Annotated in this window: 15 protein-coding genes; 13 read left to right on the forward strand and 2 right to left on the reverse strand. The window is 71.4% G+C overall.

Annotated features, from left to right (window positions below):
- Positions 1-53 precede the first annotated feature (53 nt).
- From ACFWRO_RS06305 to galE, 9 genes are all read left to right on the forward strand, one after another.
- Positions 54-1,580: a CHAD domain-containing protein gene (locus tag ACFWRO_RS06305; protein WP_384505024.1), complete on the forward strand. Its 1,527-nt coding sequence runs from the start codon at positions 54-56 to the stop codon at positions 1,578-1,580.
- 57 nt (positions 1,581-1,637) lie between these two features.
- The gene (locus tag ACFWRO_RS06310) at positions 1,638-3,566 is read left to right on the forward strand and encodes a TIGR03960 family B12-binding radical SAM protein (protein WP_384505027.1); all 1,929 of its coding nucleotides are present in this window, start codon (positions 1,638-1,640) and stop codon (positions 3,564-3,566) included.
- 309 nt (positions 3,567-3,875) lie between these two features.
- Entirely contained in the window at positions 3,876-4,652 is a 777-nt protein-coding gene (locus tag ACFWRO_RS06315) for a TIGR03936 family radical SAM-associated protein (RefSeq protein ID WP_384505029.1), read from the forward strand.
- 234 nt (positions 4,653-4,886) lie between these two features.
- Complete coding sequence (locus ACFWRO_RS06320) at positions 4,887-8,585, forward strand: ribonuclease E/G (RefSeq protein ID WP_384505032.1); 3,699 nt, start codon at positions 4,887-4,889, stop codon at positions 8,583-8,585.
- Positions 8,586-8,834: 249 nt separating this feature from the next.
- Entirely contained in the window at positions 8,835-9,155 is a 321-nt protein-coding gene (rplU, locus tag ACFWRO_RS06325) for a 50S ribosomal protein L21 (protein ID WP_030013082.1), read from the forward strand.
- Positions 9,156-9,168: 13 nt separating this feature from the next.
- Positions 9,169-9,423, forward strand: a complete 255-nt coding sequence (gene rpmA / locus ACFWRO_RS06330) for a 50S ribosomal protein L27 (protein WP_030317577.1) — start codon at positions 9,169-9,171, stop codon at positions 9,421-9,423.
- 118 nt (positions 9,424-9,541) lie between these two features.
- Positions 9,542-10,981 (forward strand): GTPase ObgE, encoded by a 1,440-nt coding sequence (gene obgE / locus ACFWRO_RS06335; RefSeq protein ID WP_384505035.1) that lies wholly within the window; start codon positions 9,542-9,544, stop codon positions 10,979-10,981.
- A gap of 207 nt (positions 10,982-11,188) precedes the next feature.
- Positions 11,189-12,781: a glycosyltransferase family 2 protein gene (locus tag ACFWRO_RS06340; RefSeq protein ID WP_384505439.1), complete on the forward strand. Its 1,593-nt coding sequence runs from the start codon at positions 11,189-11,191 to the stop codon at positions 12,779-12,781.
- 18 nt (positions 12,782-12,799) lie between these two features.
- Positions 12,800-13,786: a UDP-glucose 4-epimerase GalE gene (gene galE / locus ACFWRO_RS06345; protein WP_384505037.1), complete on the forward strand. Its 987-nt coding sequence runs from the start codon at positions 12,800-12,802 to the stop codon at positions 13,784-13,786.
- 98 nt (positions 13,787-13,884) lie between these two features.
- Here the strand turns inward: galE and ACFWRO_RS06350 are convergent, their stop codons facing one another.
- Positions 13,885-15,081 carry a glycosyltransferase gene (locus ACFWRO_RS06350; protein WP_384505040.1) on the reverse strand — a complete coding sequence of 399 codons (1,197 nt, stop codon included), beginning with the start codon at positions 15,079-15,081 and terminating at the stop codon, positions 13,885-13,887.
- Positions 15,081-17,927, reverse strand: coding sequence for a CDP-glycerol glycerophosphotransferase family protein (locus ACFWRO_RS06355; protein ID WP_384505043.1), 2,847 nt, complete (start codon positions 17,925-17,927; stop codon positions 15,081-15,083). The genes ACFWRO_RS06350 and ACFWRO_RS06355 overlap by 1 nt, the downstream gene beginning before the upstream one ends.
- 382 nt (positions 17,928-18,309) lie before the next feature.
- Between ACFWRO_RS06355 and ACFWRO_RS06360 the strand changes: the two genes are divergently transcribed.
- The 4 genes from ACFWRO_RS06360 (at position 18,310) to proB (ending at position 23,617) form a co-directional block, all read left to right on the forward strand.
- Positions 18,310-20,868, forward strand: a complete 2,559-nt coding sequence (locus ACFWRO_RS06360) for a YfhO family protein (RefSeq protein ID WP_384505046.1) — start codon at positions 18,310-18,312, stop codon at positions 20,866-20,868.
- Complete coding sequence (locus ACFWRO_RS06365) at positions 20,865-21,878, forward strand: glycosyltransferase family 2 protein (RefSeq protein WP_384505049.1); 1,014 nt, start codon at positions 20,865-20,867, stop codon at positions 21,876-21,878. Before ACFWRO_RS06360 ends, ACFWRO_RS06365 begins: the two co-directional genes overlap by 4 nt.
- On the forward strand, positions 21,879-22,337 hold the full coding sequence (locus ACFWRO_RS06370; RefSeq protein WP_384505052.1) for a GtrA family protein: 459 nt from the start codon (positions 21,879-21,881) through the stop codon (positions 22,335-22,337).
- A 152-nt stretch (positions 22,338-22,489) separates the two neighbouring features.
- Positions 22,490-23,617, forward strand: coding sequence for a glutamate 5-kinase (gene proB, locus ACFWRO_RS06375; protein WP_384505055.1), 1,128 nt, complete (start codon positions 22,490-22,492; stop codon positions 23,615-23,617).
- Positions 23,618-23,786 lie beyond the last annotated feature (169 nt).

The following is a 23,786-nucleotide window of genomic DNA, read 5'->3' on the forward strand; positions in this document are numbered from 1 at the left end:
GACGGGCCCGACGCGGACTCCCCTTCCGTTCACATCCCGTCTAGATTCGATTCATGGCGGAGACGAAGCGCGAGATCGAGCGGAAGTACGAAGCCACGGCCCGGACGAAGCTGCCCGACCTGGCACGCGCGGCAGGGGTCGCCTCGGTCGTGGACCGGGGCGTCACCGAACTCGACGCGGTCTACTACGACACCCCTGGCCTGCGGCTTGCCGCGGACTCGCTGACCCTCCGCCGCCGCACGGGCGGCGAGGACGAGGGCTGGCACCTCAAGTTCCCGGTCGCGTCCGGGATCCGCGACGAGATCAGGGCCCCGCTCTCCGAGACCCTCCCCAAGGCCCTCGCGGGCCTGATCCGCTCCCGTACCCGCGCCGAGGACGTCGTCCCCGTCGTCCGCCTCCGCTCCTCACGCAGCGTCCGCCACCTCGTGGACGAGACGGGTGCGCTCCTCGCGGAGGTCTCCGTGGACACGGTCCACGCCGAACGCCTCCCGGAGGGCCCGGACACCTCCTGGACGGAGATCGAGGTCGAACTCGCCGACGACGCGGACCCCGAGATCCTCGACGCGGTCGAGAAGCGCCTGAAGAAGGCGGGCATCGCCGCGTCGACGTCCGCGTCGAAGGTCGCGAGGGCCTTGGCGGAGACGGCCGAGCCCGCACCGGACGTGGCGGACGAGCCCGACGGGTCGCCTGAGAACGCGACCGCTGGCGGTCGCGTTCTCGCGTACGTACGGGAGCAGGTGGACGCGATCGTCGCGCTCGACCCCGCCGTGCGCCGCGACCTGCCCGACTCCGTGCACCAGATGCGCGTCGCCTGCCGACGCCTCCGCAGCGCGTTCAAGAGCTACCGCAAGGTCCTCGACCGCGCGGCCACCGACCCGATCGGCGACGAGCTCAAGTGGCTCGCGGGCGAACTCGGCTTCGCCCGCGACCAGGAGGTCCTCACCGAACGCCTCCGCACCCGCCTCGACGCGATCCCCCGCACCCTCGTCCTCGGCCCCGTCCGCGCCCGCCTGCGCGTCTGGAACGCCGCCCACGGCGGCGGCGCCCGCCGCAGGACCCTCGCCGCCCTCGACTCGGCCCGCCACCTCGCGCTGCTCGACGCCCTCGACGCGCTCCTCGCCGACCCGCCGCTCCTCAAGGCCGCCCCCGACACCCCGGCACCCGTCCTCGCCGCGGCCGTCCTCAAGGACTACGACCGCCTCGCCACCCGCGCGGGCCACGCCCTCGCCCTGCCCGCGGGCCACGACCGCGATCTCGCCATGCACGAGGCCCGCAAGGCCGCCAAGCGCGCCCGCTACGCCGCAGAGGCCGCCACCCCCACCCTCGGCAAGCCCGCCGAGCGCTTCGCCAAGCGGATGAAGGCCGTGCAGACCGTCCTCGGCGAGCACCAGGACAGCGTCGTCGCCCGCGAGGCCCTGCGCGACCTCGGCATCCAGGCCCACGCGGCCGGCGAGTCCGCGTTCACCTGGGGACTCCTGCACGGCCAGGAGGAGGCGGCAGGCGCCGCGGGCGAACGCGCGTTCCCCGAGGTATGGGCCAAGGCCTCCGCCCCGGAGCTGAGGGCGCCGCTCACCCACTGAGCACCGGGTACGCTTGAGAGTCGCCCTCGCCCCCTGCCAGCCCCACGAAGGTTCGAGATGTCTGCTGCCGAGTCTGTCTTCCCGCAGCTCGAAGCTCTGCTCCCGCACGTGCAGAAGCCGATCCAGTACGTCGGCGGAGAGCTGAACTCCACGGTCAAGCCGTGGGAGTCCGCCGACGTCCGCTGGGCGCTGATGTACCCGGACGCGTACGAGGTCGGTCTGCCCAACCAGGGCGTCATGATCCTCTACGAGGTGCTGAACGAGCGCGAGGGCGTCCTGGCCGAGCGCACGTACAGCGTGTGGCCGGACCTCGAAGAGCTGATGCGGGAGCACGGCGTCCCGCAGTTCACCGTCGACAGCCACCGCCCGGTCGGCGCGTTCGACGTCTTCGGCCTGAGCTTCTCCACCGAGCTCGGCTACACCAACATGCTCACGGCCCTCGACCTGGCGGGCATCCCGCTGGAGTCCAAGGACCGCACCGTCGACCACCCGATCGTGCTCGCCGGCGGCCACGCCGCCTTCAACCCCGAGCCGATCGCGCAGTTCATCGACGCGGCGATCATCGGCGACGGCGAGCAGGCCGTCCTCGACATGACCGAGATCATCCGCGCCTGGAAGGCCGAGGGCCGCCCGGGCGGGCGCGAGGAGGTCCTCCTCCGGCTCGCCAAGACCGGATCGGTCTACATCCCGGGCTTCTACGACGTCGAGTACCTCCCGGACGGCCGCATCGCCCGCGTGGTCCCGAACCGCTCGGGCGTGCCGTGGCGCGTCTCGAAGCACACGGTCATGGACCTCGACGAGTGGCCGTACCCGAAGCAGCCGCTGGTCCCGCTCGCCGAGACGGTCCACGAGCGGATGTCGGTGGAGATCTTCCGCGGCTGCACCCGCGGCTGCCGTTTCTGCCAGGCCGGCATGATCACGCGCCCCGTGCGGGAGCGAAGCATCACCGGCATCGGCGAGATGGTCGAGAAGGGTCTCAAGGCGACCGGCTTCGAGGAGGTCGGCCTTCTCTCGCTCTCCTCCGCGGACCACACCGAGATCGGTGACATCGCGAAGGGCCTCGCGGACCGCTACACGGACGACAAGATCGGCCTCTCGCTCCCCTCCACCCGCGTGGACGCCTTCAACGTCGACCTGGCGAACGAGCTGACCCGCAACGGCCGCCGTTCCGGTCTGACCTTCGCCCCCGAGGGCGGCTCCGAGCGCATGCGCAAGGTCATCAACAAGATGGTCTCGGAGGAGGACCTGATCCGTACGGTCTCGACGGCGTACGGCAACGGCTGGCGCCAGGTGAAGCTGTACTTCATGTGCGGCCTGCCCACCGAGACCGACGAGGACGTCCTCCAGATCGGTGACATGGCGGTCAACGTGATCGCCAAGGGCCGCGAGGTCTCCGGCCAGAACGACATCCGCTGCACGGTCTCCATCGGCGGCTTCGTCCCCAAGCCGCACACCCCCTTCCAGTGGGCCCCGCAGCTCTCGGCGGAGGAGACGGACGCGCGCCTGGGGAAGCTCCGGGACAAGATCCGCGGCGACAAGAAGTACGGCCGCTCGATCGGCTTCCGCTACCACGACGGCAAGCCCGGCATCGTCGAGGGCCTCCTCTCGCGCGGCGACCGCCGGATCGGCGCCGTCATCCGCGCGGTCTACGAGGACGGCGGCCGCTTCGACGGCTGGCGCGAGCACTTCTCGTACGACCGCTGGATGGCGTGCGCGGACAAGACGCTCCCCGAGATGGGCGTCGACGTCGACTGGTACACCACCCGCGAGCGCACCTACGAGGAGGTCCTCCCCTGGGACCACCTGGACTCCGGTCTGGACAAGGACTGGCTCTGGGAGGACTGGCAGGACGCCCTCGACGAGACCGAGGTCGACGACTGCCGCTGGACCCCGTGCTTCGACTGCGGCGTGTGCCCGGCCATGCAGACCGAGATCCAGGTCGGTCCGACCGGTAAGAAGCTGCTGCCGCTGACGGTCGTCAAGTAGCCGCGCGACACTCCGGCGACGGCCCGGCGCGAGGGGAGACCCCGCGCCGGGCCGTCGCGCTGCTATACCCCGGGTGATCGAGCCTGGGGAACCGGTGGTGGGCTCTACGCGTACTCTGGGTAGTACAACAACCGTCTCCGGCGCGGCGCCCACACCCGAGATCTCCCCGCGAAAGCGGGGGTGAGCCGGGCGGGCCCCCCAGAGGCCACCTGTCTGTTCGAGGGCGGCGCGGCACCCGCGCCCGCCCCGCACCGAGGAGAAGAACCACTGGGCAAGCGACAGCCCGAAGGCCCGCCGCCCGCACCGGCGGTGCAGCGCATCCGACTGCGCTACACCAAGCGCGGCCGCCTCCGGTTCACCAGCCACCGTGACTTCCAGCGCGCCTTCGAGCGCGCACTGCGCCGCGCCGAGGTGCCCATGGCGTACTCGGCCGGATTCACCCCGCACCCCAAGGTGTCGTACGCCAACGCCGCCCCCACGGGTACGGGCTCCGAGGCCGAGTACCTGGAGATCGCCCTCACCGAGGCACGGGACCCCGAGACTCTGCGGGCCCTGCTCGACGAGTCGCTCCCGGCCGGCCTCGACATCACCGACGCCGTCGAGGCCCGTACCTCGGGACTCGCCGACCGGCTCACCGCCTCCGTGTGGGAGCTCAGGCTCGACGGCGTCACCGCCAAGGACGCGGAGAAGGCCGTCGAGGCCTTCCTCGCGGCCGAGACCGTGGAAGTACAGCGCAAGACCAAGAACGGCATCCGTTCCTTCGACGCCCGCTCCGCCGTCGCCGAGCTCCAGGCACGTTCCGCGGCTGATAGGCCGCTGGACAATGCCTGTGCGATACTGCGGCTGGTTGTTCGGCACGTAACACCTGCCGTGCGACCCGACGACGTCCTGTCCGGTCTCCGAGCTGTGGCCGACCTGGCGCCGCCGGTCCCCGCAGCGGTGACCAGGCTGGCGCAGGGGCTCTTCGACGAGGAGTCCGGCACGGTGACCGACCCGCTCGCGCCCGACCGCGAGACAGTCACGGCCGCTGCACCCGCGGCCGCCGCGACCGTCTCAGCGACGGCGCCGGGTACCGGTTCCGCGTAGGGAGCGGTCGTTGTAGCGCAGCCCTGGCACTCGGGAGCCACCTGGGTCGGGCCGCGCACTGACCAGAAGACTTTCGCCAGGCCGTACGTACAACGCGTAGGGAACCGGCGAGCCAGACATCAGCTCCCGTGCGGCGCCCGCGCCCCGGACGGCGGCACCGCGCATCGTGCGTGATCGTGCCGCCGGACCGGACCAAGACGCGGCGCCCGGGGGCGTGACGGGAGAACCGCCCGCATGCTCGAGCAGCACGAAGAGAACAACGAGAACAACAACGCACCTGGTGACAAGCTGCCGCCGCGCCGTAGGCGCCGCGCCGCTTCCCGCCCCGCCGGTCCGCCGGTCGCGGCGGAGGTCACCGAGACCGTGGCCGAGGTCGTCGTGGAGACGCCCGCCACCACCCCGGCCGCGCCGGAGCCCGCCGCTCCCGCGCGCACGCGTCGCCGCGCCACCCGCAAGGCCACCGCCCCGGAGCCCGTCGCCGAGACCGTCGAGGTCGCGGAGGAGGCTCCCGTCGAGGAGCCCGCCGCCCCGGCTCGTACCCGGCGTCGTGCCACCCGTAAGGCCACGTCGGCCGAGGCCGTCGCCGAGGTCGCGGCCGAGGTCGTCGAGGAGACTCCGGTCGAGGAGCCCGCCGCGCCCGCCGCCGCCCCGCGTGCCCGTCGCCGCGCCACCCGCCAGGCCACCACGCCCGAGCCGGTCGTCGAGGCGGTCGAGGTCGTAGAGGCCGTCGAGGTCGCGGAGGAGGCCCCCGTCGAGGAGCCCGCCGCCCCCGCGCGTGCCCGGCGCCGTGCCACCCGTAAGGCCACCTCGCCCGAGGCCACCCCCGCCGGCGGCGAGAGCCTGCCGCAGGAGACCGTCAAGCAGATCACCACCGAGGCCGCCGAGCCCGAGGTCGCCGCCGCCGAGAAGGCCGCCACCCGTGGCCGTACGCGCCGACGCGCCACCTCGCCGCAGTTCACCTCCGAGCCGGCAGTAGCCCCCCAGACGGACGAGGAGGAGCCCCGCGGCCGCCGTGCCGCGCGCCCCGCCGTCGCCGTCTTCCAGGCCCCGGTCTTCGCCGAGCCGATGTTCCAGACCCCGGAGACCGCGGCCGCCGCCGCTGCCGTCGAGGTCGTGGAGGAGGACGAGGAGGAGGAGACGGTCGAGGCCGAGGAGACCGCCGCGCCCGTCGAGGCCGTCGAGCGTCCCGAGCCCGCCGGCCGCCGGCGCCGCCGCCGTCGTGGCGAGCCCGCCGCCGAGCCCGTGGCCGTCGAGACGGTGCCCGCCACCGTCGCCGACGAGCCCGAGGTCGAGGCCGAGGAGCCCGAGGCGGAGGTCGAGGCCGAGGAGGCCGACGAGTACGGGGACCGTCCGTCCCGCCGTCGCCGCCGTGGTGGCCGTCGCCGCCGCCGCGGTGAGCTCGCCGAGGCCGATGAGGCCGAGGAGGGCGACGAGGCGGAGGACACCCGCGCCGAGGACGAGGAGTCCGAGGACGAGGAGTCCGACTCCGACGAGTACGAGGGCGGCGCGTCGTCCTCCGGCAGCAGCAGCTCCCGTCGTCGTCGTCGCCGTCGCCGCCGCAGCGGTGACGGTGGTGGCGAGGCCGAGGCGGGCGACGAGGACGGCGTCCGTACGGTCGTCAAGGTCCGCGAGCCCCGTCCGGCGCGCGAGAAGGCCGAGCCGTCCGACGAGGTCCAGTCCATCAAGGGCTCGACCCGCCTGGAGGCGAAGAAGCAGCGCCGCCGCGAGGGCCGCGAGCAGGGCCGCCGCCGCGTCCCGATCATCACCGAGGCCGAGTTCCTGGCCCGCCGCGAGGCCGTCGAGCGCGTCATGGTCGTCCGCCAGAACGGCGAGCGCACCCAGATCGGCGTCCTGGAAGACAACGTGCTCGTCGAGCACTACGTCAACAAGGAGCAGGCCACCTCGTACGTCGGCAACGTCTACCTGGGCAAGGTCCAGAACGTGCTGCCGTCGATGGAGGCCGCCTTCGTCGACATCGGCAAGGGCCGCAACGCCGTCCTGTACGCCGGTGAGGTCAACTTCGAGGCCCTCGGCATGGGCCACGGCCCGCGCCGCATCGAGTCCGCCCTCAAGTCCGGCCAGTCCGTCCTCGTGCAGGTCACCAAGGACCCGATCGGCCACAAGGGCGCGCGTCTGACCAGCCAGGTCTCGCTGCCCGGCCGCTACCTCGTCTACGTCCCCGAGGGGTCGATGACCGGTATCAGCCGCAAGCTGCCCGACACCGAGCGCGCCCGGCTGAAGACCATCCTCAAGAAGATCGTCCCCGAGGACGCGGGCGTCATCGTGCGCACCGCCGCCGAGGGCGCGAGCGAGGACGAGCTGCGCCGTGACGTCGAGCGCCTGCAGGCGCAGTGGGAGGACATCCAGAAGAAGGCGAAGAGCGGCAACGCGCCGACCCTTCTCTACGGTGAGCCGGACATGACCGTCCGGGTCGTCCGCGACATCTTCAACGAGGACTTCTCGAAGGTCATCGTCAGCGGTGACGACGCCTGGGAGACCATCCACGGGTACGTCAACCACGTCGCCCCGGACCTGGGCGACCGCCTGTCCAAGTGGACGAGCGAGGTCGACGTCTTCGCGACGTACCGGATCGACGAGCAGCTGATGAAGGCGCTCGACCGCAAGGTCTGGCTGCCGAGCGGTGGCTCGCTGGTGATCGACAAGACCGAGGCGATGATCGTCGTCGACGTCAACACCGGCAAGTTCACCGGTCAGGGCGGAAACCTCGAAGAGACCGTGACGAGGAACAACCTCGAAGCGGCCGAGGAGATCGTCCGCCAGCTGCGCCTGCGCGACCTGGGCGGCATCGTCGTCATCGACTTCATCGACATGGTCCTGGAGTCCAACCGCGACCTGGTGCTGCGCCGCCTCCTGGAGTGCCTGGGCCGGGACCGGACCAAGCACCAGGTGGCCGAGGTCACCTCGCTCGGCCTGATCCAGATGACCCGCAAGCGGGTCGGCCAGGGTCTCCTGGAGTCCTTCTCCGAGACCTGCGTCCACTGCAACGGGCGTGGCGTCATCGTGCACATGGAGCAGCCGACCGCCCCCGGTGGCGGTGGCAGCGGCAAGCGCTCGAAGCGGCGTGGCCGTGGCGGTGCCGAGCACCACGAGCACGAGCACGTCGAGGGCGCCGGCGTCGAGGAGACGGACTCCGAGACCGAGACGGTCGAGACCGAGGCCGAGGTGGCCGCGGAGATCGCCGCCCCTGTCGCCGTGGAGGCGCCCTTCCGCCCGGACGAGGAGCTGTACAGCAGCGCCGCCGAGGCCGAGGCCGCCGCCACGCGGGGCCGCGGTCGCCGTCGGGCGACCCGCAGGGTCTCCGCGCCGGTCGCCTCCACCCCCGCCCCGGCGGTCGTGGCGGAGCCCGAGCCCGAGCCCGTCGTCGCCGAGGCGCCGGTGGCCGAGCCCGCTCCCGAGCCCGTGCCGGCCGTCGAGGAGGCCGCCCCGGCCCCCCGTGCGCGCCGCCGTGCCACCCGTAAGGCGACGGCCCCCGCCGGTTCGCCGGCCGCCGCGGAGGCGGTCGTCGAGACCGTCGTCGAGCCGGTCGTCGAGCCCGTCGCGGCCCCGGAGCCGGTCGTCGAGGCCGCTCCCGAGCCCGCGCCTGTCGTCGAGGAGGCCCCCGTGGCCGCCCCGCCGAGGGCCCGTCGCCGGGTCGTCCGCAAGGTGACCGCCCCCGCCGGTTCGCCCTCGGGCGCCGAGGAGGCCGCCGTCCTGGTGGTCGAGTCCCCGGCCGCCGTCGAGGCGCCCGCGGCGGACGCCGAGGCCGAGGCCGCCGCCCCGGCCAAGAAGACGGCCGCCCGCAAGACGGCGAAGAAGGCCACCGCGAAGAAGGCCGCCACCAAGAAGACGGCGACGGCCAAGAAGACCGCGGCGAAGAAGACGACCGCCAAGAAGGCGGCGGCCAAGAAGACGGCCGCTCCGGCGCAGGACTGAGGTTGCGGGTGCGGGTCGTTCCCTACGGGACGACCCGCACCGCCCCGGGGAAGTCACGCGAATTTGACCCCCCATGGCACCGGCCCGTAACCTTGACCGTCGGCGTGTCGTATGACCCGCCTAACCCCTGAGCACCCTCCTCCCGGTCTGTCGGGAGAGGCCGCTCGTCCAATTCCGGATCACCGCGGGCTCCGGCCCGTGTGAGCGGCTGGCATCAGGGGTCCGTTCCCGAGTGAGAGAGAGATCCGCGTGTACGCCATCGTGCGCAGCGGTGGTCGCCAGCACAAGGTTGCTGTCGGCGACATCGTTGAGGTTGACAAGATTTCCACTGCCAAGGTTGGCGACACCGTAGAGCTCTCTACGCTGCTCGTTGTCGACGGCGAGGCCGTGACCAGCGACCCGTGGGTGCTGGCCGGTATCAAGGTCACGGCCGAGGTCGTGGACCACCACAAGGGCGCGAAGATCGACATCCTGCGCTACAAGAACAAGACCGGCTACCGCCGTCGCCAGGGTCACCGCCAGCAGTACACGGCGATCAAGGTCACCGGTATCCCCGCGGCTGCGAAGTAAGAGGGACTGAGACATGGCACACAAGAAGGGCGCATCGTCCACCCGGAACGGGCGCGATTCCAATGCTCAGCGGCTCGGCGTGAAGCGCTTCGGCGGTCAGGTCGTCAACGCCGGTGAGATCCTGATCCGCCAGCGCGGCACCCACTTCCACCCGGGCTCGGGTGTCGGCCGTGGCGGCGACGACACGCTGTTCGCCCTGCAGGCCGGTTCGGTGCAGTTCGGCACCCACCGTGGCCGCAAGGTCGTGAACATCGTTCCGGTCGCCTGATCGGTTCTTTTCGCGGAGGCGGACCTCACTTCCCTGCAGGGAAGCGGGTCCGCCTTTCGCGTGTTACTAGATAGACATTCCACCTCGTAGTACCCCCTTGTAACTGGAGGCACCAACCATGACCACCTTCGTGGACCGCGTCGAGCTGCACGTCGCCGCGGGTAGCGGAGGCCACGGCTGCGCCTCCGTTCACCGGGAGAAGTTCATGCCCCTCGGCGGGCCGGACGGCGGCAACGGCGGCCGTGGCGGTGACGTGACCCTGGTCGTCGACCAGTCCGTCACCACGCTCCTCGAGTACCACCACTCCCCGCACCGCAAGGCGACCAACGGTCAGCCCGGTGCCGGTGACAACCGCTCGGGCAAGCACGGCCAGGACCTCGTCCTGCCCGTGCCCGACGGCACCGTCGTCCTCGACAGGCAGGGCAATGTGCTCGCCGACCTGGTCGGCGAGGGCACCACCTTCGTCGCGGGCCAGGGCGGCCGCGGCGGCCTCGGCAACGCGGCGCTCGCCTCCGCCCGCCGCAAGGCCCCCGGCTTCGCGCTGCTCGGCGAGCCGGGTGAGGCGCGGGACGTCGTCCTGGAGCTGAAGACCGTCGCCGACGTGGCCCTCGTGGGCTACCCGAGCGCCGGCAAGTCCTCGCTCATCTCCGTCCTGTCGGCCGCCAAGCCGAAGATCGCGGACTACCCCTTCACCACGCTCGTCCCGAACCTGGGCGTCGTCACGGCCGGTTCGACGGTCTACACGATCGCCGACGTGCCGGGTCTGATCCCGGGCGCCAGCGAGGGCCGCGGCCTGGGCCTGGAGTTCCTGCGCCACGTCGAGCGCTGCTCGGTCCTGGTGCACATCCTGGACACGGCGACGCTGGAGTCCGACCGCGACCCCGTCACCGACCTCGACGTCATCGAGGAGGAGCTGCGGCAGTACGGCGGCCTCGACGACCGGCCCCGTATCGTCGTCCTCAACAAGATCGACATCCCGGACGGCCAGGACCTGGCGGACATGATCCGCCCGGACCTGGAGGAGCGCGGCTACCAGGTCTTCGAGGTCTCCGCCGTGGCCCGTACGGGTCTGAAGGAGCTCTCCTTCGCACTGGCCGGCGTCGTCGCCAAGGCGCGCGCGGCCAAGCCGAAGGAGGAGTCGACCCGGATCGTCATCCGCCCGAAGGCGGTCGACGAGGCCGGCTTCACCGTCACGTACGAGGAGTCCGAGGACCTTTACCGGGTGCGCGGCGAGAAGCCGGAGCGCTGGGTCCGCCAGACCGACTTCAACAACGACGAGGCCGTCGGCTACCTGGCCGACCGCCTCAACCGCCTGGGCGTCGAGGACGAGCTGATGAAGGCGGGCGCCCGCGCGGGCGACGGCGTCGCGATCGGCGCCGAGGACAACGCGGTCGTCTTCGACTGGGAGCCCTCGATGATGGCGGGCGCCGAGATGCTCGGCCGCCGCGGTGAGGACCACCGCCTCGAAGCCCCCCGCCCGGCCGCCCAGCGCCGCCGCGACCGCGAGGCCGAGCGCGACGACTCGCAGCGCGAGTACGACGAGTTCAACCCGTTCTAGCCCGGGGCAGGGCTCACGGTCCGGCGGACGCCCGCCGCGGAGCGGCTGATGTTACGGCGGCGCAGTCGTCCGAAGCCGGTGAGGCCCCCCGGGGCCTCACCGTGCGAGGGCGGCCATGGGGGTGGGTGCGCGGCCGGTCGGTGAGGCCGGCCGCTCCCGTAGGATCTCGGTGTGAGTAGCGCCCCCCACCCCGTCACGACCGCAGGCATGCTCGGCGTCGTCGTCATCGCCTACAACGACGCGGAGCTGGTCGGCGACGCGATTCGCTCGGCGCTCGCCCAGGGACCCGTCGTCGCCGAGGTCGTCGCCGTGAACGACGCCTCCAGCGACGCCACCGCGCAGGTCCTGGACGAGCTGGCCGCGCTCCACCCCAAGGTTCGGGTCGTCCACCGCACCGAGAACAGCGGCGGCTGCGGCACCCCCCGCAACGACGGCATCCAGGCGGCCACGGCGCCGTACGTGATGTTCCTGGACAGCGACGACATCCTGCCCGAGGGCGCGGCCGAGGCCCTGGTCACCGCCGCCGAGCGGCACAGCACCCCCGTGGCCGTCGGCGCCTGCGTCCGGCGCGAGCTGCCCGAGGGCCGCGACGTGCGCTGGCAGCCCGCCCTCTACCAGGAGCCCGCGCTCCTGGAGACCCCGGCCGACCTCGTACCGCTGGTGCACGACACCCTCTGCGTCAACAAGATCTACGAGCGGTCCTTCCTCACCGAGCACGGCATCCGCTTCCCCGACGGCCGTTTCGTCTACGAGGACTTCCTCTTCACCGCCCGCGTGCTCGCCGCCGCGCCGCGCATCGCGGTGATCCCCGACACCGTGTACGTCTGGCACGTGCGCCGCGCCGCCGCCCAGCTGTCGATCTCCCTCGCCCGCGAGGACGTCACCAACTGGCGGGCCCGGATCGCCGCCCACCGCCAGGCCGTCGAGACCCTGCGGGAGGCGGGCCGCGCCGAGCTCGCCGCCGCCTGCCGCACCAAGTTCCTCGAGCACGACCTGCGGATGTACGCCCGTGAGCTGCGGCTGCGCGGCGCCGAGTACCAGCGCGACTGGTGGCGGCTGACCCGCGAGCACCTGGCGGCCTTCGAGGAGGGTGAGATCGCCGCGGCGACCGCGCCCGCCCGCTGGACGGCCCGCTTCCTGCTCGCCGCCGAGGAGCCCAGGGACCTGCTGCGCCTCTCCCGGCTCTCCGCCGACCCGGCCCGCCTCCTCCCGCCGTACGCCCGGAAGGGCGACACGCCCGTCTGGTCCGACGACCTGCCCGACGTGGAGCTGGACGGCGTCGACACCCTGCCCCTCGCCGAGCTCCCGCTGGTGGTCGACGCGGCCCTGCGCACCGGCGCGGGCGCCGAGCTGCGCCTCACGGTCCGCGACCTGTACGGCCGGGTGGGCGCCGCCGGCCCCCGTACCGCCGAGGTGTCGTTCGTCCCCCGGGGCGCGGACGCGCCGGCCCGTACCGAGCGGGCCGAGCTGACCGAGGTGGACGGCGGCTGGACCGCTCGCGTCCCGGCCGGGCTCACCGGCCTGGCCCGGGCAGGCCGCAGCCGCGGCAACGCCGGGATCCAGTTCTGGGACATCCGGGCCACGGTGACGTGCGCCGACGGGGAGACCTTCGCGACGGCGCTCCGGCTGCCGGAGGGCCGCCAGCGGCGCTCGGTGCTGCCGAGCAGCCGGTACGGTGTATTGCTGGTGCAGCAGTACACCACGGCGAACGGCTCGCTCGCGGTGCGGATCGCACCCGGCGCCCGCGACGGGCTCGGGGCGGTCGGAGCCAGGATCCGTAGGCTCTCGCGCCGGTCCTAGCGAAAGGGATGTGCGTACATGACTTATCTGATCACCGGTGGCGCCGGTTACATCGGCTCGCACGTGGTCCGCGCGATGACGCGGGCGGGGGAGCGGGTCGTCGTCCTCGACGACCTGTCCACCGGCTACGCGGAGCGGGTGCCGGAGGGTGTGCCGCTGGTGGTCGGTTCGACCCTGGACCGCGAGGTCCTGGACCGCGCCATCGCCGAGCACGGTGTCACGGGCGTCGTCCACCTCGCGGCGAAGAAGCAGGTCGGCGAGTCCGTCGAGATGCCGCTGCACTACTACCGCGAGAACGTGCAGGGTCTCACCGTCCTCCTGGAGGCGGTGGCGGCCGCGGGTGTCCGCAACTTCCTCTTCTCCTCCTCGGCAGCCGTGTACGGCATGCCGGACGTCGACCTCGTCACCGAGGAGACGCCCTGCCTGCCGCTCAGCCCGTACGGCGAGACGAAGCTGGCCGGCGAGTGGATCGTCCGCGCCGCGGGCAAGGCCCACGGCATCTCCACCGCCTGCCTGCGCTACTTCAACGTGGCGGGCGCCGCGACCCCCGAGCTGGCCGACACGGGTGTCTTCAACCTGGTCCCGATGGTCTTCGAGCGGCTCGACGCCGGTGAGGCCCCGCGGATCTTCGGCGACGACTACGCCACCCCGGACGGCACCTGCGTCCGCGACTACATCCACGTCGAGGACCTCGCCGACGCCCACCTCGTCGCCGCGCGCAAGCTCGCCGAGTGGGCCGCCGCCGGTGAGCCGCGCGACCTGACGGTCAACATCGGCCGCGGCGAGGGCGTCTCCGTGACCGAGATGATCGACCTGATCAACGAGATCACCGGCCACTCCGTCGCCCCGGTCGTCACCCCGCGCCGCGCGGGCGACCCGGCCCGCGTCGTCGCCTCCGCCGACCGCATCGCCGGCGAGCTGGGCTGGAAGGCCCGCCACGACGTCCGCGACATGATCGACTCGGCCTGGGCGGGCTGGGTCGCCCGCCGCTCCGTGTCGGCCTGACGCCACACCCGTACGAAGCCTGACGCCACACCCGTACGACGAAGGGAGGCCCGCCGGTCACCGGCGGGCCTCCCTTCTGCGTGTCCTGAAGCGACCGGCTAGCGGTCGAGCAGCGTGAAGAGGCTCTCCCAGCGCGCCACGATCTCGTCCGTCGAGTAGCGCTGGATGTCGACGCGGGCCTTGTCGCCCATCCGGTCGCGCAGCTCCTGGTCGGAGATCAGCTCGTCCAGCCTGCGCGCGAACTCACCGGTGTTGCCGGGGGGCACGATGAGACCGTTCTCGCCGTCCGTGATGATCTCGCGGACACCCGGGGCGACATCGAAGGCGACACAGGGCACGGCCGTGGCCATGGCCTCCATCAGGGCGAGGGGGAAGCCCTCGCCGCGGGAGGACAGCGCGAACAGCGAACTGTCCTTCAGCGCGCCGGGGACGTCACTGGTCCGCCCCATCCACTCGACCTGCGAGGCGAGGCCGAGCCGCTCGCTCTGCGCCTTCAGCGCCGCCTCCTCCTCACCGGAGCCGTAGAGGCGCAGGATCCATTCGGGGTGCTTGGGCGCCACCTCGGACCAGGCGTCGAGGAGCAGGTCGACACCCTTCTCCTCGTGCAGCCGGCCGATGGAGACGACGACCTTGGCCGTCCGCGGCGAGGGCTCCTCGGGGAAGAACGGCAGCGGGTTCGGCATGGACCCGACGTGGTCGAAGCGCTGCCGGATCCACAGGTCGGCGTCCTCCCGCGTCAGCGCGAGCATCCGGTCGACGTCCGCGTAGAACTTCTTGACCCGCTGGAAGCGGGAGGAGTTCTTGCAGGTGAGGAAGGACTCGTGGCTCATGCCCACCACGCGGTGCCCCGCCGTGTCCGCGAGGGCGACCCACTCCATGGCCCAGACCTGCGTCACGATGACGACGGCACCCGGGCGCGCGGCGCGGAAGATCGCGGTGAGCTTGGCGGCCTCGCGGCGCATGCCCGACTCGCGCGCGGCCCTGCGCCGGCGCTCGACGAGGTCGAGCTTGCCCTTGATGCCCCGGATCGACTTGAGCGCCGGCGGGTGGGCGTCGTACAGCGTCGTCGTCCGGTACGGCAGGTCGTCGCCGAGGTCGGCGCGCCGGCCCTCGGGGGCGGGGACGACGCCGACGACGTGGACGGTGTGGCCGCGCCCGCTGAAGAGCCGTGCCATCTGGTGAGTCCAGCTGGTGATGCCGCCGAGCTCGTCGACGCTGTTGGAGACCAGGATGATGTCCCGGGTCTTCGTGTCGTCCTTCGGGGCGGTCATGGTCGTACTCATCATCTCGGTCATCAACGGCTCCACCCGGAGAAGAACTTCTCGACGATCGACCGCGCGGCGTTGCCCTGGTCGAACTCGCCGAACTCGGCCACGAAGCGCTTGCGGGCGTCGCAGAACTCCCGGCCCTGGGCGTCGAGTTCGCGCACGGCGGCGTGCAGCTCGTCCTCCGTGCGGAAGACCGGTCCGGGCGCGTGCTCGAGCAGGTCGAAGTACGTTCCCCGGTCCTCGTGGACGTAGGCCTCGTAGTCGTACGTGAAGAACAGCATCGGCCGGTCGAGCAGCGCGTAGTCGAACATCACGGAGGAGTAGTCCGTGATCAGCGCGTCGGCGAGTTCCATCAGCGGCATCACGTCGTGCTCGTGCGAGACGTCGATGATCTTGCCCTCGACGTTCGGCGGCAGCACCACGTGGTTGAAGTAGTGCGCGCGCACCAGCAGGACGTAACGGTCGCCGAACTCCTCGGCGAAGCGGTCCACGTCGAACGGGAGCTGGAACAGGCTGGCCTTGCCCGAGGTGCGGAAGGTCGGCGCGTACAGCAGCACCTTCTTGTCCGCCGGGATGCCGAGCTTCTCGGCGAGCGGCCCGCGCTCGCGCCGGCCGGCCTCCTCCTCGCGCTGCCGAGCCTGCACCAGCACGTCGTTGCGCGGGTAGCCGGCGCGCATCAGCGTGCGGTCCTGCAGCCGGAACGCCTTGGCCAGCGTCCGCACGTCGTGCTCCGAACGCACCAGGAAGTGGTCGAAGCGGTCGAGGTGCTTCTGCTGTGTCTCCTGCTGCTGCCGGGTCTGCGCCTTGAGCTTGGGCTGGTCGAAGCCCATCTTCTTCAGCGCGGAGCCGTGCCAGGTCTGGATGTACGTCGTCTCGGGACGCTTGGCGAGGCGCAGCGGGTAGCTCTGGTTGTCCACCCAGAACTCGGCCCGGGCCAGGGCCTTGAGGTACGGCAGCGACCAGCGGCGCACCAGCTGGACGCCCTTGGGGAAGTCCTTCGGGCTGCCGGTGTACGACCAGACCGCCTCGAAGTCCAGGCCCTGGCGGACCATCTCCTCGTAGATCGCGCGCGGGCTGTCGCTGTACTGCTTGCCCAGCTGGCTCTCGAAGACGACGGTGCGCTTCTTCACGGGCAGCCGGCTGTAGACCTCGTGGTACAGCCGCAGCTTGGTCTCACCGGAGGTGAGGGTGGAGCGCAGCGCCTTGGCGCGCCGCAGGCCGGACTTGGCGATCTGGCCGGGCCTGCCGTGCAGACCGCGCTGGACGAGCTCCTCGATCCGGTCGCTGTCGCCCTTGGAGGAGACGAGACGGAAGGCGAGGTGGCCCTTGGCGGTGGGGTGGGGCTCTATGCGGTCGCCCACCAGCCGGGTCAGCCTCGGCTTGACGGGGAGCGCCCCGCCGCCCAGGTCGCTCTGCTCGACGGTGAGACGGGTCTGGGTGCGGACGCCGTTCACATGGAGGACGACGCGGACGTCCCAGACCGAGTCGATGATGCCGAGGGGACGCAGCTTGGAGCTGATGTCGGCCTCGGTCTCCCACTGGATCGTCTCGCCGTCGTGGCGGAGCGTGGTGACGGGGAAGAGGAAGGTCTGCAGGCTGCGCCGGCGGGCCCGGAACTCCACCTCGGCCTTGAGGGTGTCCTCAGGCTTGACGATCCCCAGCGGGTTGGTGATCCGGCCGCCGAGCTTCGCGGTGCCCGCCGACTCCTCGTACGTGGTGAGTTCGTTGCGCAGGAAGAGCTTGTTGATCGGCTTCTGGTGGTAGCCGAGGTCGGTGACGTCGAGGACCTCGCGGCCGAACTCGTCGTCGAGGTGCTCGGCGCACCAGTAGACGCGGCCGTCGCGCTCGGCGAGCGGGGCGGAGAGCTTGTCGCGGTGGATCAGGGTGTCCACGGCGGGCAGCAGGTTGTCCCAGTCGCCCTTCTCCAGAAGGTACGCGCAGATCGCCTGGATCTTGGCGCACTTGCCGTACGCCTCACGGTTCAGGCCCTGGAGGTACGGACGGGAGAGCTCTTCGAACTCGCGGCGGTAGGCCTCGTCGCGGAACGGAAGATCACGCAGATGGAGGACGAGGTCGTGCTTGAGGAACTTGACGTCCTTCGCGGCCCGCATCTCGTCCTGGCCGTGGCGGTCGAGCAGCGCGTCGATGCGACGGTGGATCTCCAGCCGGTGCTGGTAGTTCACCATCTCGTGCCGGCTGTTGGTGACCGACTTGACGGCGGCCTTCTCGTAGACGTGCCAGAAGTAGACCTGGTTGGGGATGAGGGTGATCTTCTTCGCCGCCATGTAGGCGTCGGCGATGAACATCAGGTCCTCGTAGAACATCCCCTTGGGGAAGCGGAGCTCGTTGTCGACGAGGAAGTCGCGGCGGTAGCACTTGTTCGTGGACAGGGTGTCCCAGACGAACAGGTCGGGTAGCTCGGTGACCGAGTCCAGGGTGCGGGTCGTCGAGTAGAGCCAGGGGTACCACTCGTTGCGCTTCTCCTGGACGGTGTCCTTGGTGAGCCGGACGCACAGGCCGGAGACCATGTCGGCGCCGGTCTCCTCGGCGGCCGACACCATGTTCCGGCAGGCGTTGACCTCGAGGACGTCGTCGCTGTCGAGGAACATCACGTAGCGGCCACGCGCGTGGCCGATGCCGACGTTGCGGGGCTCGCCGCCCGCGCCGCTGTTCTCGGGCAGCTGGTAGGCCCGGACCTGGCCGGGGTGTGCGGCTGCCAGTTCCTGGGCGACCTCGAAGGTGCGGTCCTTGCTGCAGTCGTCGACGATCACGACTTCGACGCTCTGCAATGTCTGGTCCAACACCGATCGCACGGCCGTCGGGAGACGCTCTGCGTCGTTGTAGGCGATGACGATCACGGAGACGTCAGGCACTGGCACCTCGATCCACTTGTCTTGCGCAGGCTGCCTCAACGGTACCTCGCGTTCACTTTCCGGCTCTCCGACGGTTCAGGAGGCTTCCGAGCCCTGGGGGCCCCGCCCGGGTGACTGGGGCACCCCTCGATCGGATTCGTCGATTTTAGAGGGCAACCCTTTCGGCCCCGTACCTGTCTAGAAGGTGTCCGCACATAGGAGCCGTAGCCTCTTTGTGCGCAAATAGACCAAGGAAAGTGACGGGGACGTACGAATGCTGCTCAACTTGGATATCCAGGGCAATCGGGGGCGCCCAGGTACTCGAAACCAAGGGCAGGCCGCCGTGCTGGACCCCTCAGCAGAGACAGATGCTCACCAGGGGGTGGACGGTTCCACCCCAGACGTGCCGAAAGTCGCACTCGAACCGCGCGGGCGCCGAAGAGCGAGGCTGATCGCCCCCTGGTTCGCCGCCTTCATGTCCATGACCGCGTACTGCGTGGCCATGGCCGTCCAGGGCACCTATCCCTTCGGGGGCCGCTCGCGCGCGGTCAACGACCTCGGCAACCAGTTCGTGCCGTTCCACGCCCAGCTGCGGGACCTGATGCACGGCGAGACCACCGGTGACCTGCTGTTCAACTGGTCGAGCGGCTACGGCGTCCCGTTCCTCGCCGACTTCTTCACGTACCTCATGAACCCGTTCTCGTGGCTGGTCGGGGTCTTCCCCCGGGACGCCGTCGAGTTCCCTGTGTTCCTGGTCACCCTTCTCAGCGCGGGGCTCGCGGCGGGCCTCATGACCGTCTTCCTCGGCCGGCTCCACGACGGGAGCCCCTGGCTCCGCGCCCTGCTCTCCGTCGGCTTCGCCCTCAGCGCCTGGATGGTCTCGGACGGCTTCTCCGACCCGATGTGGATGTGGGGCCTGGTCGCCCTCCCGCTCCTGGGAATCGCCTACGACTGGTGCCTGCACCGTCGCCGCTGGGTCCTCGGCACCCTCTTCGTCACCGTCTGCTGGGCGGGCAACTTCTACACCGCCGCCATGGCCACCATCGGCATGGGCCTCGTGCTGCTCGTCCGGGTGCTCCTCGACGAGCGGCCCGCCGGCGAGCGCCTGCGGGTCCTCGCGCGCGTCTGCTCCATGACCGTCACCGGATTGCTGCTCGCCGCCCCCGTCCTCACCGTCGGCCTCAAGGCGAGCAAGCTGTCCCAGCCCGCTCCCGAGGCCGTCTACCGCGGAGGGCCTGAGCTCGCCGACTACCTGGCGCACCTGATCCCCGGCGGGCTCGTCGGCCGCGTGCCGCACATCTCCGTCGGGATGCTCAGCCTGCTCCTGATCGCCACGTACCCGTTCATCCGGCGCGTGCCGCTCAAGGAGCGGGCCGCCTGGCTCGGCCTGATCGTGCTGATGGCCGCCTCCCTGGTCTGGGAGCCCACGATCCTGCTCTGGCACGGCTTCGCCCTGCCCAACGGCAGTCCGTACCGCGCCTCGATCGCCCTCACGGCCGTCCTCGTCTGCGTCGCCTGGCTGGCGCTCGCCCGCCGGCCCCGCCCCGCCGAGCTGCTCGGCGGCGGCGCCCTGGTCGTCGCCCTGGTCGCGGCCGTGAGCACCACCGCGTACATGACGCGAGGACCCTGGATCCTCGCCGCCGGCGGACTGGTCTTCCTCGCCCTGCTGCTCGCGCTGCACCGCTACCGGGAGGACCGCCGGGTCCGTCGGGGGCTCACGGTGGGCCTGGCCGGCGCCGTCCTGCTCTCCGCCTCCTACACGGTCCTGTCCACCACCCAGATCCGTGACGCGATGGACTGGTGGGCGCCCAAGCGCACCTACGACGACCAGTCGCGCGCCGCGTACGACCAGCTGAAGGCGGCGGACGCCTGGCCCGCGAGCCGTACCGACCCGGGCCCGCACTCCTTCGCGGCCAACGACCCGATGCTCCTCGCCGGGCAGGGCGGCCGCTACTACAGCAGCTACCTGCCGGCCGCCACCGCCGCGTCCCTCCACGGGCTCGGGGGCGGCTGGTTCATGCAGGGGCGCGGCACGGTCAGCTTCAACGACCCGGTCAGCCGCGCGATCATGGGCGTCAGCAGCTACCTCGAGGACGACGTCAACCCCGACGGATTCGTCCAGCGCCCCGCCTCCGCCCCGCCCGTCGTCACCCTGCGCCCCGCCGGCACGCGCCTCGACGGGACCGTGGGGCGCGACGCCACGGTCTTCGCCCGCCAGGAGCGGGTCCTCGGCGCCCGGCTGTACGAGGTGCCGAAGCTCGTCCGGACCGAGCCCGCACCGCCCGGCTCGGGCAAGCCGCTCCGTGGATGGGGCGTGCCGTCCATGAAGCGCGGCGGCCCCACGACGTTCACCGCCATGTGCACCCCGGGCACCGAGGCCTTCTGGAACGCGCCCTGGCTGTCCGGTCAGGTCACCGCTCTCGGCCAGACCGTCGAGGCCGCGGGCAAGTACCCGATGACCGCCAATTCGCTGGCCTCCCTCGGGACCGTCCCCGCCGGCGGCCGGATCTCCGTGACCGTCAGCCCGGCCAAGGGAACGATTCTCCCGGAGACCCCCGTCGGCTGCCTCGACCGGGCTGCGCTCGACCGGACCGTACGGCAGCTCCGCGCCACCGGCCCCGACCGCGTCGAGGCCTCCGGCCACGGCATCCGCGCCACCTTCGCGCCTGCCACCGAGGAGGGCATCGCGGTCCTCGCCGTGCCCGCCGCCCCCGGCTGGCGTTGTTCGGTCGACGGCGCACCGGAGCGTGCCCCGCGCACGCTCGGCGGCCTGATGGCCGTGCCCCTGAAGGAAGGCGCCTCACAGGTGTCCTGCTCGTACCACACCCCCGGGCTGAAGCTCGGCCTGGCGGCGAGCGGCGCGGCCGCCGCACTGCTGCTCGCGGTCGCCGCCCTCCCGCTGTTCCGCACCCGCATCCGTACGCGTCTCGTTCGCTCTTCGTCCAGGAGTCACCGCTCATGATCAAGTTGTCCGTCGTTGTGCCCTGCTACAACGAGGAAGCGGTCATCGACCGGTTCGACGCCCGCATCCGTGAGGTGCTCGGCGCCCTGCCCATCGAGTACGAGATCTGCTACGTCGACGACGGCAGCAGGGACGGAACCTTCCTGCGGCTGCGCGCCATCGCCGACGAGTTCGAGAAGGAGACCCGTTACGTCTCCTTCAGCCGGAACTTCGGCAAGGAGGCCGCCATGCTCGCCGGGCTCCGCGAGGCCACCGGCGACGCCGTCGTGATCATGGACGCCGACCTCCAGCACCCGCCGGAGCTCATCCAGCGGATGCTCGAACTGTTCGAGCTGGGGCACGGGCAGGTCATCGCCCGGCGCACCCGCGAGGGCGACAAGAAGCTCCGCAGCGCGCTGAGCCGGCTGTACTACCGCGGCGTGAACAAGTGGGTCGACGTCGAGCTGACCGACGGCGTCGGCGACTTCCGGCTGCTCTCCCGCGCCGCCGTCGACGCGCTGATCTCGCTGCCCGAGTACAACCGCTTCTCCAAGGGGCTCTTCTCCTGGATCGGCTTCGACACCGTCACGTTCGACTACCAGAACGCCGCGCGGGAGGCCGGCGAGACGAAGTGGAAGTTCAGCTCGCTGCTCAACTACGGCATGGACGGGCTGATCTCCTTCAACAACCGGCCGCTGCGCCTCGCGATCTGGCTCGGGCTCACGCTCAGCGGCCTGGCCGCGGTGTACGCGATCTGGATCGCGGTCGCCGCCCTCACACAGGGCGTCAGCGCCCCCGGATACGTCACCCTCGTCGCGATCATCGTGGGCCTCGGCGGTGTCCAGATGATGATGCTGGGTCTGATCGGCGAGTACATCGGCCGCATCTACTATGAGACCAAGCGCCGGCCGCACTTCCTCGTCAAGGAGACGGACCGCTCCAGGGCGCGCCGCCCGTTCGCGGGTGGCGACCACGCCGCCGGTGGCATGGACGGCCGCACACGCGTCGCCGCCGCCGATCGGGAGATGTGAATGCGCGGTCAGCTGGGCCAGATCGTCCGCTTCGGCCTTGTCGGCGGGATCAACACGGGCACGTTCTACGGGTGCTATCTGCTGCTGCACCCGTGGATGCCGTACTTCGCCGCGTACTCCATCGCGTTCGTGCTCAGCATGATCGGCTCGTTCTTCCTCAACACGTACTTCACCTACCGGACCAGGCCCACCTGGAAGAAGTTCGCGCTCTTCCCGCTCACCAACGTCACCAACTACCTGGTGCAGAGCGTCGGCCTGTACGCGCTGGTGACCTGGGCCGGGATGGACGACCGGATCGCGCCACTGGTCGCGGCCGTCGTGGCCATTCCGTTCACCTATCTGCTGTCGAGGAAGATCCTCGTGCAGGGCGGCAAGCAGCCGGGCCCGGCGGGAGCTGCCGGGCCGACCGGGCCGACCGGCGGATCCGACGTGGAGTCGGATCCGGTCGCCAGCCGCTGACGGGTTTCTTGGTGGGAGGGCGCGTGGCCGGGCGCGCGGGTGGTCCAGCGGGCGAAACGGGCGGGCGCAGCTCGTGCCCGCTCGCGTAGATTGCGGCCTGACATCCGAGTGGGACGACGCCGGTGACGGCGGTACAGGTGGCGGCGGTTCAGGTGACAGTGGCAAGGCAGTTCGTGACGGAAGCCCGCAGGATCGTCGTCAAGGTCGGCTCGTCCTCCCTCACCACCGCCTCCGGCGGGCTCGACGCCGACCGGGTCGACGCCCTCGTCGACGTCCTCGCCAAGTTCCGCAGCGGCGGCGAGAAGGAGATCGTGCTGGTCTCCTCCGGCGCCATCGCCGCCGGACTCGCCCCCCTCGGCCTCACCCGCCGCCCCAAGGACCTCGCCCGGCAACAGGCCGCCGCCAGCGTCGGCCAGGGCCTCCTCGTCGCCCGCTACACCGCCTCCCTCGCGCGCTACGGCGTCCGCGTCGGACAGGTCCTGCTCACCACCGACGACACCAGCCGCCGCGCCCACTACCGCAACGCGTACCGGACCCTCGACCAGCTGCTCGCCATGGGCGCCCTGCCGGTCGTCAACGAGAACGACACCGTCGCCACGGACGAGATCCGCTTCGGCGACAACGACCGGCTCGCCGCCCTCGTCGCCCATCTGGTCCGCGCCGACCTGCTCGTGCTGCTCTCCGACGTCGACGGGCTCTACGACGGCGACCCCGCGAAGCCGGGCACCTCGCGGATCGCCGAGGTGGCGGGCCCCGAGGACATCGCCCACGTCGAGATCGGCTCCGCCGGCAAGGCCGGGGTCGGCACCGGCGGCATGGTCACCAAGATCGAGGCGGCCCGGATCGCCGCGGCCGCCGGCATCCCCGTGGTCCTCACCTCCGCCGTCCGCGCGGCCGACGCCCTCGCGGGCCGCGACACCGGTACGTACTTCCACCGCACCGGCCGCCGCTCCGCCGACCGGCTCCTCTGGCTCGCCCACGCCTCCACCCCGCAGGGCAGCCTCACCCTGGACGAGGGCGCGGTACGGGCCGTGGTCGAGGGCAAGAAGTCGCTGCTCGCCGCCGGAATCGCCGCCGTGGAAGGGGAGTTCGTGGCGGGCGACCCGGTCGAACTGCGCGACACCGACGGCCTGGCCGTCGCCCGCGGGCTCGTCAACTTCGACGCCAAGGAGATCCCCCGCATGCTCGGCCGCTCCACGCCCGAACTCGCCCGCGAGCTCGGCCCGGAGTACGAGCGGGAGGTCGTCCACCGCGACGATCTGGTGGTCGTCCGCGCCTGATCCGTCCCCTTGTGCGGGGCGTGTGAGGGCGTGTGTGGGCGCGTGTGGAGAAAACGGCTGAAAGACCGGCCATCCGGTAGGGACCTTTACCAAAACCGCCCCACGTGGAGCCTCGGACTGGTCAACTTTGTCTCGGGGACAAAGACAAGGGCGGGGTACAGCACCACAC

The sequence above is a fragment of the Streptomyces sp. NPDC058579 genome (genome assembly GCF_042718575.1).
Lineage (GTDB): Bacteria > Actinomycetota > Actinomycetes > Streptomycetales > Streptomycetaceae > Streptomyces.

Coding starts and splice junctions, on each gene's coding strand:
- ACFWRO_RS06305 (WP_384505024.1), top strand. CDS start 54: ATGGCGGAGACGAAGCGCGAGATCGAGCGGAAGTACGAAGCCACGGCC.
- ACFWRO_RS06310 (WP_384505027.1), top strand. CDS start 1,638: ATGTCTGCTGCCGAGTCTGTCTTCCCGCAGCTCGAAGCTCTGCTCCCG.
- ACFWRO_RS06320 (WP_384505032.1), top strand. CDS start 4,887: ATGCTCGAGCAGCACGAAGAGAACAACGAGAACAACAACGCACCTGGT.
- rpmA (WP_030317577.1), top strand. CDS start 9,169: ATGGCACACAAGAAGGGCGCATCGTCCACCCGGAACGGGCGCGATTCC.
- obgE (WP_384505035.1), top strand. CDS start 9,542: ATGACCACCTTCGTGGACCGCGTCGAGCTGCACGTCGCCGCGGGTAGC.
- ACFWRO_RS06340 (WP_384505439.1), top strand. CDS start 11,189: ATGCTCGGCGTCGTCGTCATCGCCTACAACGACGCGGAGCTGGTCGGC.
- galE (WP_384505037.1), top strand. CDS start 12,800: ATGACTTATCTGATCACCGGTGGCGCCGGTTACATCGGCTCGCACGTG.
- ACFWRO_RS06350 (WP_384505040.1), bottom strand. CDS start 15,081: ATGACCGAGATGATGAGTACGACCATGACCGCCCCGAAGGACGACACG.
- ACFWRO_RS06365 (WP_384505049.1), top strand. CDS start 20,865: ATGATCAAGTTGTCCGTCGTTGTGCCCTGCTACAACGAGGAAGCGGTC.
- ACFWRO_RS06370 (WP_384505052.1), top strand. CDS start 21,879: ATGCGCGGTCAGCTGGGCCAGATCGTCCGCTTCGGCCTTGTCGGCGGG.